General features: G+C 40.8%; 9 protein-coding genes. 5 read left to right on the top strand and 4 right to left on the bottom strand.

Going from position 1 to position 15,684, the window contains the following annotated elements; translation table 11 throughout:
* The first annotated feature begins 8 nt into the window (after positions 1-8).
* Together FQ087_RS11780 and FQ087_RS11775 are read left to right on the top strand one after the other, a co-directional pair.
* Positions 9-1,373: an ABC transporter substrate-binding protein gene (locus FQ087_RS11780; protein WP_149580863.1), complete on the top strand. Its 1,365-nt coding sequence runs from the start codon at positions 9-11 to the stop codon at positions 1,371-1,373.
* A gap of 198 nt (positions 1,374-1,571) precedes the next feature.
* Positions 1,572-3,941, top strand: a complete 2,370-nt coding sequence (locus tag FQ087_RS11775; protein ID WP_255452245.1) for a bifunctional 2',3'-cyclic-nucleotide 2'-phosphodiesterase/3'-nucleotidase — start codon at positions 1,572-1,574, stop codon at positions 3,939-3,941.
* Between the two features lie 739 nt (positions 3,942-4,680).
* Here FQ087_RS11775 and FQ087_RS11770 read toward each other — a convergent pair.
* Positions 4,681-5,613: an LCP family glycopolymer transferase gene (locus FQ087_RS11770; RefSeq protein ID WP_255452244.1), complete on the bottom strand. Its 933-nt coding sequence runs from the start codon at positions 5,611-5,613 to the stop codon at positions 4,681-4,683.
* Positions 5,614-5,791: 178 nt separating this feature from the next.
* Here FQ087_RS11770 and FQ087_RS11765 point away from each other — a divergent pair, with 178 nt between their 5' ends.
* Entirely contained in the window at positions 5,792-7,483 is a 1,692-nt protein-coding gene (locus tag FQ087_RS11765) for a methyl-accepting chemotaxis protein (protein ID WP_149580620.1), read from the top strand.
* A 220-nt stretch (positions 7,484-7,703) separates the two neighbouring features.
* Here the strand turns inward: FQ087_RS11765 and FQ087_RS11760 are convergent, their stop codons facing one another.
* From FQ087_RS11760 to FQ087_RS11750, 3 genes are all read right to left on the bottom strand, one after another.
* Positions 7,704-9,878, bottom strand: a complete 2,175-nt coding sequence (locus tag FQ087_RS11760) for a 5'-nucleotidase C-terminal domain-containing protein (protein ID WP_149580619.1) — start codon at positions 9,876-9,878, stop codon at positions 7,704-7,706.
* A gap of 180 nt (positions 9,879-10,058) precedes the next feature.
* The gene (locus FQ087_RS11755) at positions 10,059-11,732 is read right to left on the bottom strand and encodes an N-acetylmuramoyl-L-alanine amidase (protein WP_149580618.1); all 1,674 of its coding nucleotides are present in this window, start codon (positions 11,730-11,732) and stop codon (positions 10,059-10,061) included.
* Between the two features lie 144 nt (positions 11,733-11,876).
* Positions 11,877-12,773, bottom strand: coding sequence for a C40 family peptidase (locus tag FQ087_RS11750; RefSeq protein ID WP_370456052.1), 897 nt, complete (start codon positions 12,771-12,773; stop codon positions 11,877-11,879).
* Positions 12,774-13,230: 457 nt separating this feature from the next.
* On the opposite strand from FQ087_RS11750, the gene FQ087_RS11745 reads away from it, so the two are divergent.
* A complete protein-coding gene (locus FQ087_RS11745) occupies positions 13,231-14,343 on the top strand; it encodes a glycosyltransferase (RefSeq protein ID WP_149580617.1) in 1,113 nt (370 codons plus the stop codon).
* Positions 14,330-15,619: a murein biosynthesis integral membrane protein MurJ gene (gene murJ, locus FQ087_RS11740; RefSeq protein ID WP_255452243.1), complete on the top strand. Its 1,290-nt coding sequence runs from the start codon at positions 14,330-14,332 to the stop codon at positions 15,617-15,619. Before FQ087_RS11745 ends, murJ begins: the two co-directional genes overlap by 14 nt.
* Positions 15,620-15,684: the final 65 nt, after the last annotated feature.

Raw genomic sequence — 15,684 nt, 5'->3', positions numbered from 1 at the left:
GGATGAAAATGTTGAAATCATCAATTTTCTGGCTTCTTATTTTGAGTTTAGCGGTTCTCACAGCGTGTACGAATAGCGATAATGATACAGATGAAGAAGAGGCGGAAACGTCAAAACCAGCAACAAGCGAAGGAACAGTAACAGAGGATGAGAAAGTGTCCATTGAATTTTGGCATGCGATGTCCGGCACGGGGCAGGTATCACTCGATTCAATCGTCAAAGGTTTTAATGACTCACAGGATAAGTATGAAGTTGTAGCCGAATTCCAAGGGACTTATGAAGAATCACTGACAAAACTACGTGGTGTCGGGGGTACAAAAGACGCGCCAGCCATTACACAGGTGTTTGAAGTCGGCACAAAGTATATGATAGACAGCGGATATATTGAGCCAATACAGTCGTTCATCGACAAAGATAATTATGATTTATCACAACTCGAAGAAAATATTTTAAATTACTATAAAGTCGACGGAGAACTCTATTCAATGCCATTCAACTCATCGACTCCGGTAATGGTCTACAACAAAGATGCATTCAATGAAGCAGGACTTGATCCTGAAAAAGCACCCGAAACGTTTTCAGAGGTAATCGATGCGGCAGCAAAACTGAAAAAGGGTGAGATGTATGGATTCTCCATGTTGACGTATGGTTGGTTCTTCGAACAGCTCGTAGCAACGCAAGGTGGATTATATGTCAATGAAGACAATGGACGTTCAGGTGACGCAACAGAAGCACTCTTTAACGGACCAGAAGGACTTAACGTCTTTAACTTTTTGGATACTATGAATAAAGCCGGTACATTCGGTAACTTCGGAACGAACTGGGATGACATTCGCGCAGCATTTGCATCCGGAAAAGTCGCTATGTACATGGATTCATCAGCAGGAGTAGCAGGTGCCATCACGACAGCGCCATTTGACGTAGGGGTTGCCTATATCCCACATGCGGATGAAGTGGAGCGAAATGGTGTTGTTATTGGCGGTGCTTCACTTTGGATGTCCAAAGGAATCGCTGAGAAAGAACAAGAAGCGGCATGGGAGTTCATGAAATATTTAACAACGCCAGAAGTGCAGGCACAATGGCATTTGGATACAGGCTATTTCGCCATTAATCCAAAGGCCTATGATGAAGAGAACGTAAAAGCGAAGTGGGCAGAATTCCCGCAGTACAAAGTAACTGTAGATCAGTTGCAAGACACGGTACCAGGCCTGGCGACACAAGGTGCGCTAATTTCAGTCTTCCCGGAATCACGCCAGCAGGTTGTCACTGCGTTAGAAAATCTCTATCAAGGAAAAGCCCCAAAAGAAGTACTTGATCAGGCGGCTGAAGGAACAAATCGTGCAATGGAAATCGCCAACAAAACGAAGAAATAGATTCATAGACAATAAGCCCCTATTTGAGCAAAAGCGAATAGGGGCTTATTTCTTATTATTCCTAACAGTAAGTATGATTAGTGCGGGACAATCTAATTTTCATGATATGCTAGAAAATGGGTTGGCTAGTGTGCTAGAGCCAATTGGCTATTCCGTGTATTCGCACGGGAAAGAATACAAAATGGGGGAGATGGGCGTATGTCTTTATTGAAAAAGACGGGTATGTGGATTGTCGTTCTTGCACTCACATTAAGTGGATTAACGTTTGCAACTCAAGCGAACGCTGCTACGAAGACGCAAGATGTGACCCGGGGTGAATATATCTCAGCGATCGTTAAAGCACTTGAATTTAAACTAAGTGACGGCGAGACACTTGAATTTACAGATGTAGATGCAAAATTGGCGCCTTACGTGGAAGCAGCACAGAAAATGGGTCTTATAAAAGGGGCTAGTTCAACAACTTTCAAGCCTAATCAGAAACTGACACGCGAGCATGCATTCCTGATTGCGTCCCGGGCCATTAAGTCAGAAGAAATTTTCTCTACTGATCTACTTGATAAATTCAAAGACAAAAGTTCATTTAAGACAGATGAACTTGTGGAACTTTCAAGAAGTGTCGGACTTGGTTTGTTACAAGGATTTGAGGATGGCACGGCCAAACCTCAGAAGATCGTAACAAAAGTACAAGTTGCTAAAATTATTGATCGTTTGTTAAGTGCATATAAAGTTGAACCGCCAACGAATTCGGTTTCACTGCGTATTTTAGGTACATCTGATTTGCATACGAACTTTGTTAACTATGATTATTACCAGGACAAAGCGTCGAATGAAGTCGGACTTGCTAAAACAGCGGTTTTGATCGAACAAGCACGTGCAGAAAATCCGAACAATCTGTTGTTTGATAACGGAGATTTAATCCAAGGTACACCTCTTGGCGGTTATAAAGTAACAGTGGACAAGCTCGAGAAAGGTGAACTTCACCCGGCACTTGCTGCCCTTGAGTCACTTAATTTTGATGCGAGTACATTAGGCAATCATGAGTTCAACTATGGTCTGGACTATTTGGATTTGGTATTGGAGGAAGCGTCATTCCCGGTTTTGAATGCCAATGTCTATGATGCAAAAACGAAGAATAATCGCTACACACCTTACGCTATTTTCGATAAAGAAGTTGTTGATGGATTAGGCGAGGCACATACATTGAAAGTTGGCGTTATCGGAGTTGTTGCACCGGGAATCGTTCGTTGGGACCGTGCACTGCTTGATGGTAAAGTGACTGTAGAAGATGCAGCGAATACAGTTGAGAAATTCATCCCCGAGATGAAGGGCCAAGGTGCTGATATTATTGTGGTCTTATCTCACTCAGGAATGGGAGATGAAATCCATACTGTTGATGAAGATGATGTAACTTATCAAATTTCCCAACTCGATGGTGTAGACGCAATTTTAACAGGTCATAACCACGCAGTATTCCCAGGAGATTTTGGGGATCTTAAAAATATTGATATGGAACAGGGAACAGTAAACGGAACACCTGTCGTTATGCCGGGTAAATTTGGCAGTCACTTGGGTATCATTGATCTTGAACTTAAAAAATCAGGCGATCAATGGGCTGTTATCAAAGGCAAAGGTGCAGTGCGTGAAATTGATAAAAAATCAGACAAAGTTGTTCAAAAGGTAATTGATGCAGTAAAAGAAGCACATGAAGGAACAATCAAGTATGTGCGTAGTCCAGTCGGCAAAACAACGGCACCAATCAATAGTTACTTTTCTCTTGTGAAAGACGATCCTTCGATTCAACTCGTAACAAATGCACAAAAATGGTTCGTTGAAGATAAGATTAAAGGCACTAAATACGAGAAACTGCCTGTCCTATCATCTGGTGCCCCATTCAAAGCAGGTGGTCGTAATGGTGCAAACTATTACACTGAAATTCCAACAGGTGAAATAGCCATTAAAAACGTGGCAGACCTTTATGTATTCGACAATACATTGTTCGCACTCGTTATGACAGGAGCAGATGTGAAGGAATGGCTTGAAATGTCGGCAGGTCAATTCAACCAAATTGACCCGTCATCTAAAGAAAATCAGAATTTGATCAATGAAGAATTCCGTACGTATAATTTCGACGTTATCGATGGCGTCACATATGAATTTGACGTCACGCAACCTGCTAAATATGATTACGCTGGAAAAACGATTAATGACTCATCTAACCGAGTTGTCAATTTGAAGTATGATGGAAAACCGATTGATCCGAAACAAGAATTTATCGTAGTTACAAATAACTACCGTGCAAGCGGAGATTTCCCAGGTGTACGTAGTGCTACAGATTCAATCGATTATGCTTATGAAAACCGCCAAGTAATCATGGATTACATGATTGATGTAGGAACAATCGACCCGTCAGCAGATAGTAACTGGGCGTTCGCACCATTGAATGAAAGTATCAATGTTACATTTGAAACGTCTAGTAAAGCGAAAGAATTCATTCAAGAAGGAAAAGGTATTGAATACCTTTCTCTGACGAAAGATGGATTTGCGGAATTTTCATTGAAACAGCAGTGATGTACTGAAAGAAAATGCGTAAGGGGAGTGAACCCTTTGCGCATTTTTGATTTGTAAATAGTTGGAGTAAAAAAATGTATCACAATAAAAAACAATCTACCACATTTTGTGATTAACCAAACGTAATCAGTACACCTCCTGGCCACTACAGATATAGTTGCGCTTTTGGATTAAATGACTTCTAGTAGGATTACCTAGGGATGCGACTTTGTCGCATCCCTAGGTAATCGTATGGTTGTCTTTTATCCGTCGCGCTCCAAATGCATAAGTGCACAGAGTGCTGGAGCTTTTTGGGAAGAAAGAATAGCTGCCTTCTTAGCTGGAGAAAAGCCGCCAAAGATGCAATTTTGGCGGCTGATACTTTTTCTATGGTTTTTTTATTCACTTTAAAGAAGGGTCACTTTCTATAGGGCATCACAAGATTTTTGCTGAAAGTAAGCAAGGAACACATTGTAAAAAGTACTAGCGTACCCGAAATTGTATCTTCGGGCACTTACAATTTCTATAGAAAGTCAGCTATTCTTTTCTTTCAAAGCAACAGAATTTTCACTTGAACATTGTAGGAACGCGACAGGCAATTATTCGCAACAGGATTATCGAAAAAAGTGTGGCTAGAAGTGACTCCGTCACTTCTAGCCACACTTTCCCCCGAGGGAGGCATGAATTGCAATTCCTCCTTAAAACGGTCATGAATATAACGCCGTTAGCGAGCCGGGAATGATCCATTGCAAATAATTGGTTAATCAACAGACGTGACAATTTCCAACCCTAAATGCTCCTTAAATGCTTCTGATATTTCTGCAAGTTCGGCATCATTCATCAGATAATACCAGATGCCGTTCATTCTCTGACCATTCCCGTTTTGGAAGTGAAACTGTTCTACTTCACCCAAAGCCGAACGATAATTTTTTTGAACGTCTGTCATTTCGTCGAATGTCATGTTTGTTCGGACATTGTCGCCTAGTGCATTGAAAATGCTTTTATAGTTCATGAGGCCTGTCAGGGAAGCCCCTTTACGCAAAACACCTTCGATGACTTTCTTTTGCCTGTCCTGTCTGCCGAAATCTCCGCGCGGGTCTTCGTCTCTCATCCGCACATAAACGAGCGCAGATTCCCCATCCAATTGAATTTCACCTTTAGGGAATACATGATCATCTACATAGAAATCGAGTTCATTTGCAATCGAAATTCCATCAACAGCATTGATAATGCTTTCAAAACCTTCCATGTTGATGGTCGCAATATAATCAATTGGAATGTCGAGTAATGACTCAACGGATGCCAAAGCCATTGTTGTTCCGCCAAATGCATAGGCGTGATTGATTTTATCTTTAGTGTCTCGACCGATTATCTCTGTGTACGTATCCCTCGGTATGCTGACCATTTTTGTCGATTGTTGTGTTGGATTTACCGTCATGACTACGATTGTATCTGAGCGCCCAGAATCGCCTTCACGCTCATCCACGCCTAAAAGAAGGACTGAAAATGGATCCTGCTTCTTGAAAACAACTTCAGCTTCACGCTTCACTGAAATTTCTCGCTCGATAGGTTCGTGCATTTCTGCTACAGCGCTTGCCGCATTCTTATAGAAGGCGACGAACCAAATTGTAGGGATGAGCACGACCACTGCAGAAATTCCACCTGCCAGAATCCATTTTTTCTTATTATTCACATGTAATCTCCTTATTTAACCATTTCTGTTTAAATCATTGTACGCAAGTAGCTGTATTGTATTCGTGTTCAGTGAAAAATGAGTAGTGTAGATTGAATATTCAAAATAGGTATAAAAGTAATGCTTTTATCCGTCAATAGTTATATAATCAGAATAGGCTAAAAGATGGTGAGGGGTAATGATGAAGTTTACTGTAGCGAAAAAGTTATGGGTAGGTTTTGCAACGATTTTGGTATTACTTGTAATTGTCGGCGTGATGAGTTTATTGACGTCTATTCGTCTGAACTCGGATTATACTTATTTATTGGATGACCGTGTAAAGAAAGTAGAGCTAGTGGATGAATTCATCTTAAAGCACAATGAGATCCAAGATGAAGTACGGGGTTTTATGCTATTCAAGGACGATTCATATTTAGAATCACGTACTAAATATGTAAATCGTTACAACGAGTTATACGATGAATTGAACGCTATTCTAGTTAAGAAAGAACATCTGATGTTATTGGAAGAACTTCAAGGAGCACGAACAAAATATTTGAATTTGCAAGATGAGATTGTACTAAGTGTCCAAGATGGAGAAGATCGTAAAGCAACAGAACTTGGGCGGGCATCTGCAAACGTTGGCTCTCTTGTATTAGAAAATGCAAAAATTATCAAAGAGGGACAATTCAAGGCATTAGAGCAAACGCGCAATGAGTTGGAAAAATACATTGCAGTCTCGAAATTATTCGTTATCGGTATGATTGTTTTCGCAACAATATTAGGTATTATCATTTCCACAGTAATCAGTCGCAATATCTCGCGTCCTGTGCGTGTGGTGACAGATGGTTTAAATGAAATTGCTTCAGGAAATTTGACGATTGATTTATTAAAAGTTAAAAACAAGGATGAAATTGGAGATATGGCGGCTGCGTTCAATAAAATGGGGACAGACGTCGCGAATATGGTGCGGAAAATTAACGCTTCTGCCGCTCAATTAGCAGTTCAGTCGGAAGAATTGTCAGCCAGTTCCGAAGAAAGCCTAGCCTCTTCAGAAATGGTTGCCAAAACTGCTGAAACTCAGATGATAGGTAGCGAACAGCAGCAGAGGATTATTGGACAATCTAGTTCTTCTATGGAGGAACTATCACTAGGTGTCGCTAATATTGCGGCTAATAATGAAGAAATGCTGCTGGCAACAGAAAACGTATCAAAACTCGTTACGACAGGATCTAGTGTAGTGGGGGATATGTCAAATCAGATGTCGACAATCCAATCGACAATCCATGAATCGTCCGAAATTATGATGGAAATGGCTCAGCATTCCAATGAAATCCAAAAGATCACGACACTTATTACTACGATTGCTGAACAGACAAATTTGTTAGCACTCAATGCAGCAATCGAAGCTGCACGTGCGGGGGAATATGGCAAAGGCTTCGCGGTTGTGGCGGAGGAAGTTCGGAAACTGGCAGAACAGTCGAAGATGTCTGCTAAAGAAATCGGAGTAATGGTAAGTATAATCCGAAATGCATCAGAAAGAGCTGTCACTTCCATTACGGCAGGGAGTGAGCGTGTAGATATCGGTATCGCAGCAACCGAACAATCACTTCTTGTCTTTGGAGATATTCATCATGCAGTTGAAGATGTTGCGGCCAAAGTCGGAACAGTCTCTGCAGCAATCGAGGAAATTCAGGCGATGGCAGAAGATGTGAGCCATGGAGCTAGTGAAATCGAACAGTTGAGTAGCGAAGCTGCCGCGGCTGCAGGTGATACAAGCGCCGCAACGGAAGAACAGTTGGCGGTCAATCAGGAAATTTCATCGAGCGCACAAACATTATCGAAACTGGCTGAAGATCTCCAAATGGAAATGAGACATTTTAGAGTGTAAATAGGAAATGGAAATAAGAAAAAGAACAACAGGTCCTCGGACTTGTTGTTCTTTTTTACTTGCACTATAAGTTATTCAACCAGGAACAGTGTCTAGGTTCGAGATGAGTTACTTGTTTTTAAGTAATAGAGCATTAACGGGCTGTATGACCCCCACTTCAATTCTTAGATGACACTAGAAGTGGGGGATGAAGAACCATCCAAATGATTGAGGATTAACTTTATTTAGCTTTTTTCACTTGTTTCACATTGTAGATGAAGTTCGAAACAATTTTCGCTGCATGTTCACGTGATGTTGATCGTCCAGGCATAAATTTACCGTTAGCTCCTGTAGCGATTCCAAGTTCGTGAAGCATTGAAATGGAGTTTACTGCTTCTGCATCATAATTGCCAAAATCCGCATAGGGGGCTTTTGCAGCTGCTGTATATTTTGTGCCTGTGTAATTTTCATACGCGCGTTCTAGCATCAATGCGAATTGTGCACGTGTAACTTTTTGGCTTGGCATGAATTTGCCGTTAACACCTTTAATAAGTCCGTGTTCGTAGGCTGCAACTATTTCAGCCTTTGTTTCCGCCGCATAGTTTTCGATGTCGCTAAATGGTGCAGTACCTTCAGCTTTCAGGTCAAGTGCGCGGACAATCCAAGAAGCAGCTTGTGCACGTGTCATTTCTTTTTTAGGACCATATGTCGCGTCTGAACCTTTCAAAACACCGCGGTAATAGAGATCTGATACATATTGATATGACCAACTATCGTAAGCTACGTCACTGTAAGGGACTTTTGCTGAAATACGGCCTTCAATTTCTGAGTTAATTGTACCAATGGATTTCATATGTTCTGCAAAAGATTCCCAGTCAACGAAACCAGGTTCTCTTACTCGGCCATCTTCGTATGCTTTTTTCAGCATGTCATAACCATCTCCACCTTGCGCTGTGAAGACGTTCGTTGCAACTTTGTATGATTTGTCAGATTCGATTTCTTTACCATCAATTGTAATTGAAACGACGCGTTTGCCTGCTTCTGCTTTACCATCGAAAATAAGTTTCATTCCTGCAAAGTGAAGGAAGCCACCTGATTCTTTAGGGTAATCTTTGACAGAATGTTCGAAGACGGATTTCAATTCAGCACCGCTCAATTCAATAAGAGCGAGGGAATTTCCAAAAGGAAGGACGCCAATCGCTTGACCGTATGTAATTGGTCCTTTAGGAATAGAAGTCCGGATACCGCCGCCATTTTGGAATGCGATGACAGTCGATGGATCGATTTCTTTCGCTTTTGCAAGCATACCATCCGTGATGAGGTTACCTAGATTTGTTTCACCTGCACGAACACCGCCTAGATCACGGAGACCGCTTAGGAATACATCAGCTGTAGCGCCAGTCGGTTTTTCCATTGTCGCTTTCACTGTATCAGAGAATGGCTTAATAAGTTTGGCTGCGTCTGCATCAGTTGCAGCATTTTCACCGCCGACAGCATGAAGTACACCGCTATAATCTTTGATGACACCTTTTTCGTCAAAGGTGATGTCAAGTTGTCCTAGGAATTTGTTGTACTCATTCGCCTGGACGATAACAACAGGTTCAGTATCTTTGTTAACGACATGAGGTTCGTCGAGTTTAACATGTGTGTGACCGCCGACAATAATGTCGATACCCGGTACGTTTTTAGCAAGTAGGAGATCGTTGTCGATATTGTCAGAGTCATTATATCCAATATGGGTAAGTGCGATAATTTTGTTCACACCCGCTTTTTCAAATGCAGTGACTGCTTCTTTCGCTTCCACGATATAGTTCGAGAATGTCACTTTCTCAGGGCTTGAAATGTCTTTTGTTTCTGCAGTTGTTAGACCAAAAATACCGACTTTCTCGCCATTTACTTCTTTAATAATTCCATTATATATTTTACCATCTTCAGCTTTTGCTTCGATTGTTTTAGATTGAAGACCATCGAAAAGTGGGTCTGCAGAAAAATTAGTATTCGCACCAACGAACGGGAATTTTGCGCCTTTGATGAAATCTGCTAGTGCTTTGTGTCCTTCAGCAGATGTACCAAGGTCAAACTCATGGTTGCCGAATGTCATGGCATCGTATTCGAGATAATTCATTACTGCGAGATCAGCTTGTCCTTTAAATTCATTGAAGTAAAGCGTCCCAGAAAATACGTCCCCAGCATCAAGTAATACATTATAAGGCTTTTCGGCCTTGAGCTTTTTGACGAGTGCCGCACGTTCTGCAGTTGAAGCGAGGTTTGCATGCGTATCATTCGTGTGTAATACCGTCAACGAGAAATCTCCCGTTGCTGAAACAGGCGTTTCTGCAGCAATTACAGGTGTGATGGCAGATAAACTTAATAGAAGCATAGCAGTCGCAGTACATTTAAAATATTTAGTAGACATAGTATACCTTCCTTTTCTTTTTTTTGTGCTATTTCGTCATCATTCGAATCTTTAGAATTGTAGAGAAATAGTCTGCAATTTTAGTGTAACAGTATAGGTATTAATGGACAAATTAAATTTTTGTAAACGAACAGAAAAAAATACCTAAGAGAATAGTTTCATTCTCTTAGGTATATATTTCTACTGTGCTGAATAATATTGTACTAGACCTTGATAGATTGACTCTGCATAGATTTCTAGGTAGGCATCACTCGTCAGCTTTTTAAAATCATCCGCATTTGAGAGGAAAGCGAGTTCGACGAGTACAGCTGCTACGTTGGTATTTTTAATGACATAAAAACGATTGTCTTTCACACCACGGTTAACCATGTTGGCTCTTTTGACAAGATTATTTTGAATGTAAGTTGCTAAGGATTTGCTTTCAGCAGAGTTAGCATTTAACGATGAATCGAAGTACGTTTCAGACCCTTTTGCTGACGTCGAAGTGGCTGAATTCACATGAATCGACACAAATGTTTCGGCAAAGTGCTTCTTGGCGAAAGCTGTACGCTGTTCAAGTGAAAGGAAAGTATCATTTGAACGTGTCATGACAACGTTTGCACCTGCTTTTTTCAATTTTGCTTCTACAAGTTTACCGACTTTTAAAGTGATGGCTTTTTCGGTAACCTTATTTTTTGAAGTACCAGGATCATGTGCACCGTGACCTGGATCCAAGACGATGATTCGACTATTAAGCGGATTTCCCGTTTGATTGAGCAGTTTTAAATATGTTTTACTAACAAACCCTATTTTGGAGTTCGCACGGATTTTTGCCCAATCTCCATTAAGTGATAACACTTCGACCTTTTGATCTAGTTTTAAATTATCGATAACAGGGGAGCTAGTGCTTGGACTTTGTCGCATGTTAAGGCTTTTCACTGTCACTTTCCCTACTAGGTTACCATTCCCGCTAGGTTCTTCCGGGACTTCAGGTTCCGTAGGTTCCTCAGGTGTTTCTGTGCCAACTTCAACAGTATAGCGTCCATTGATATAGCCTTCACCTTCATCGAGGACGATAAGTAGCCAATCGCCTGTTTGCCCAACAACTTCAACGATTTCGTTATTATTTAGCTTGTGTATGATGTCGCCTTCAACTGAGGGAAGAGAGCGAACGTTCAGTGTTGCTCCGTCTGTCACCACTTTAGCAAAATACGTTCTTGACGTATGATCTGGTGGCGAAACAGGTAGAGCGAACTTATCACTCATTGCGCGAGCTAGGAATAACGAGAACTGTGAGCGTGTCAATAAATTGTTTGGTAGGAACTTTCCTGCATCCCCTTTTGTTACTCCAGCGTAATAAAGACCGTTAATACGCTCAGCGTATGTATGATTCTTCATATCTGTAAACTTCATTGGTTTATCGGCAGAAATCTTTTCAGAAAGATTGAAAGCTATCGCAAGTGCATTACCCATTTCAGCGCGTTTCAATTTTTCGTTTGGTTTGAATGTTCCGTCAGGATTTGTTTTGAAGTAGCCGAGTGAAACTGCACGGCTAATATAGGTGTATTGCTCAGTTCCTGATTTAACGTCTTTGAACTTTAAAGAGGGGGTAGGGATGCCCTGCTTTTTAGTAGCAATTACAAGCATCTTAGCAGCCTGTCCACGTGTTAGATTGTTGCTAGGTTTGAACTTTGAAATTCCATTTTCCAGATACCCTTTAATAATTCCGAGATCTGCTATGTAATTGACCTGTTCATAATATTCCTTATCAGGTGTTACGTCCGTGAATTGTGTTTTTGCGAAAGATTGTCCTGGGACTATGGAAACGAGTGTGAAAATCATTATTAACACTGCTGCCCACTTAATTGTCTTCATTGTGTCCTCCTTTTATGTAATAGAGTGGTAGTTTCATATTAACAGTGATGACCAGGTATTACTATACTAATAAATAACTATAATTGAATTTTTATATAAATAAAACCGGATGTTCCTTTTAATGGAACACCCGGTTTTAAGAAATTAGTTGTTTAGTCGATCAATAAATTTACCAAATTGTTTCGCAGTAACTTTATCATTTAGGCCGAAATTGCCATCACCATAACCGGTTGTAATTTTGTTGTGATAAAGAATATTGATATATTCTTTTGCCCAATGATTTTTTGGAACGTCTTTAAAGGAGGCTTCTGTAGAACCTTTAATATTGAATGCCTCTACAAGTACTTTAGAAAGTTGTGCACGTGTCATTTTTCCATCAGGATTGAATTTACCATTATCTCCAGAGAAGATGCCTGCATCTGTTACTGCAATGATTGCATTTACTTGAGGATGATTAGCCGATACGTCGGAAAAAATGGATTTAGTACTTTTTTTCTTTAAACCAAGCTCATCGACAAGTGTTTGAGCAATTTCAGCACGAGATGCGTACTTAATGGCTTGTGCAACATCATCCGATGCGACGAGAGAACCAGAAGAAAAATCATGTACTCGTCGTGCCCCGATATAACGGCTGCCCCAGTAGGCAGGGTCGTTTAGTTCAGAAATCATGACACCCTTGCTTGAAGATGCGTGGATGAATTTGCCGGATCCTATGTAAATTCCGTCATGCGAAACGCCACTGCCACTTGTGTTGAAAAATACAAGGTCTCCTATTTCAAGATCCCCTTTTGCAACAGATGTTCCCATAGCATGCTGTTGACCAGTCGTTCGAGGGATAGAAACCCCTACTTCTTTAAATACATGTTGCGTATATCCTGAGCAGTCGAAACCGGAAGTGGTTGTCCCTCCATATAAATAAGGTGTTCCTATATATGATCGTGCTTTGTTTACGAGATCATTAGCAGAATTAGCCGAAGCCATGGTCGGGATGGAAGTTGAAAATAGTAAACTTGCAAAAACCAAAAGTAAGAGTCGTTTCATTATTTTTTCGAAATCCCTTCTTGCACCTTTATATTTACAGTGTGCTTTATCTATGAATATCTTAGCATAGCTAAACACTCAATTTGATTACAGTTACATTACAATAGAGTTACAGTGTTTCGGAATACTTACAAGTAAACTAGTAACACCATTTGACAGGACTCTATCCCGTCTAAATGGTGTTTTTATTGTTATAAATTACTAGTGTTAGAGAGCGTTATTTGTCGTGAAGAGGTCGAATGTCAGGTGATATGGTATAATTATTGAATGAAAATAAAGGTCTATCTATATAGATTGAATGAATGATTCCATTCAATAACGCTTCGGCACTTTGGGGATGTCTCCCGCTAGTCTTATAACTCCTGCTACCCCCTTGTAAAGGGACTACGTTTAGTTTATATGCCGCATTCAATACTTCAACATATATAGGTAGGTTATTGAAAGATGAGGTTGGAAAATGAAGAAAATAGTCGTATTCAGTAATATGTATCCGTCTCAACAGCATCCGACATACGGTCTTTTTGTGAAGAATCAAGTTGAACTTCTTCAGTCTGCAGATATTGATGTCGATGTAGTTGCAATTCAGAATCCTGGAAAAGGGAAAATACAGGCATTAAAAAAATACACATCATGGTTTTTCCGTTCTTTTTTATATATGATGAAAAATCGTAAGAATTTATCATTAACACATGCGCATTATGCGTTTCCAACAGGGGTTCTTTCATTAATAGGGAAAAAGATGTTTGGCATTCCTTATGTAGTGACGAGTCACGGTGGAGATATTGATAAGATGGCAGTTAAGAGTCAGCACATTGCCAATATGACAAGAACCATTTTGCAACAAGCGGAATCGGTTATAGTTGTTGGTGACAAGCTTCGAGAAGATGTGATATACCGCTTCGGGGTTCCCGAAACGAATGTGCATGTCATGAGTATGGGAGTCGATACTTCGGTTTTCAAATATGTGCCTAGAGTTGTGGCGAGGGAAATGCTCGGTCTTCCTATAGAAGAGAAAATGTTGATCTTCGTTGGAAATGTGATTCAGGCAAAAGGGCTTTTGGAACTTGTTGAAGCATTTGATTCACTGAAAATGTCGCTTCCTGAGAGTTCGTTATACGTGATTGGCTCGAAGAAAGACGGACGTTTTGTCGAGGAGTTACGATCATTCATACGAGAAAAAGATGTTGAAGATATTCACTTCAAAGAGCCGCTTAGTCAAGCAGATTTGTCACTTTGGATGTCAGCTGCTGATGCGCTTGTGCTTCCCTCACACCATGAAGGGTTCGGATTGGTCGCGCTCGAAGCAATGTCTGCAGGGACGAAAGTTGTCGCCACAGAAGTTGGAGGGCTTTCATACTTGTTGAAGGACCAAGCGGGGATTTTGGTCGAACCGAAAAATCCGGCTTCGCTGGCGGAAGGTTTGTGGAGTGCGCTTGACGAGAATTCTGATGTCATCGATGAAACAGTCGTGCAGGCGAAAATTACGCAGCACTCATTTGATACCATTTTGGGGGACTTGTTGTCGATTTATCGTTCTGCTGAGAAGGGTCAGGTTGATGATAATGAATAAAATGATGAAAATTATCGGCGCTGTTGCGGTTATTAACATTGTTGCAAGAGTGTTCGGGTTTGTAAGGGAAATGGCGATTAGTAATCAATACGGCACATCAAAAACTGCAGATGCGATTGTAACAGCTTATACAATTCCGAATTTCATTTACCTGGTGGTTGGTGGTGCGTTGACGACAGCGTTCATATCTGTCTATCACTCGACAAGGACGGATAAAGCATTGTTTGTTCGGAAATCATTTACGACAGTTCTTGTAGCGGCAGTTGGAATTACGGCTGTATTAATGATTTTTACAGATCCACTCTTGAATTTGTTTTTCAAAAATATGACTGCTGAAGAATTTGCGATGACGCGTACGCTTTACCTATGGATGATGCCGTCTTCTATTATTCTTGTTTTATCGACATGGATGAGCGGCGTATTGAATGTGAATGGCAAGTTTAACCTGTCCAGTTTAGCAGTCCTTCTATATAATGCATCTTTTGTAGGAATCGCTGTTGTGTTGACAAGTTATTTTGGTCCTGAATCGTATGGAATTGGTGCACTAGTTGGTGCGTTATTAATGGGTGTGTTTTTATATGTAGGACTTCGAAAATCAAAACTTTATTCTTTGAAGCCTTCATTTGCCATGTCTGTTGATACGAAGCGTTTATGGGTGATTGCATTGCCAATCTTGTTCGGTGGCGCCTCGTTGCAATTTTATTTTGTTATTCATCGAATAGTAGCGGATGGGTTTGGGGAAGGGACAATTTCGGCGGTCAATTACGCATCTAAATTGACAGGTTTCCCCCAGGCAATCATGATGACTGCGGTAACGACAGTTATCTATCCTCTTCTTAGTAAAAAGCAGGGGGAAGGCGATATGGAAACAATCCGTGCGCTTTATAAAAAAGGAATGCTCTATCTAGTTGCACTGCTTCTACCAGCAACTGTGATTTCTTACATTTTTGCAGAGCCGCTCGTCCGTCTTGTATTTGGACATGGTGCATCCACGGAGTCCTCGATCCTGTTAATCGTACCGATTTTCCGGGTATTTACACTGTCGATGTTTTTCCTTGCTGCGAATACCTATATAACTCGATTCTATTATGCCAAAGCAAATTCGATAGTGCCTGTCATATTCAGTTTGATAAGCGTATTTGGAATTAATATCGCGGTTATCTACATGATGATTGACTCGCACGGTGCTTCAGCAATTGCATACGGTACGGTCATTAGTGCTGCAGTAAACTTCGTGATGCTCGCTATTTATGCGAGAGTGAAGTGGAAATTGTAATTTAATATAGTGATGGAGTTGCCCTGGATTATTTGGGGCAACTTTTTTATTTGTATTGAGAGTGT

The sequence above is a fragment of the Sporosarcina sp. ANT_H38 genome (assembly GCF_008369195.1).
Taxonomy (GTDB): domain Bacteria; phylum Bacillota; class Bacilli; order Bacillales_A; family Planococcaceae; genus Sporosarcina.
Note: the sequence above shows the minus strand (reverse complement) of the source record. Positions and strands in the feature narration are given on the sequence as shown.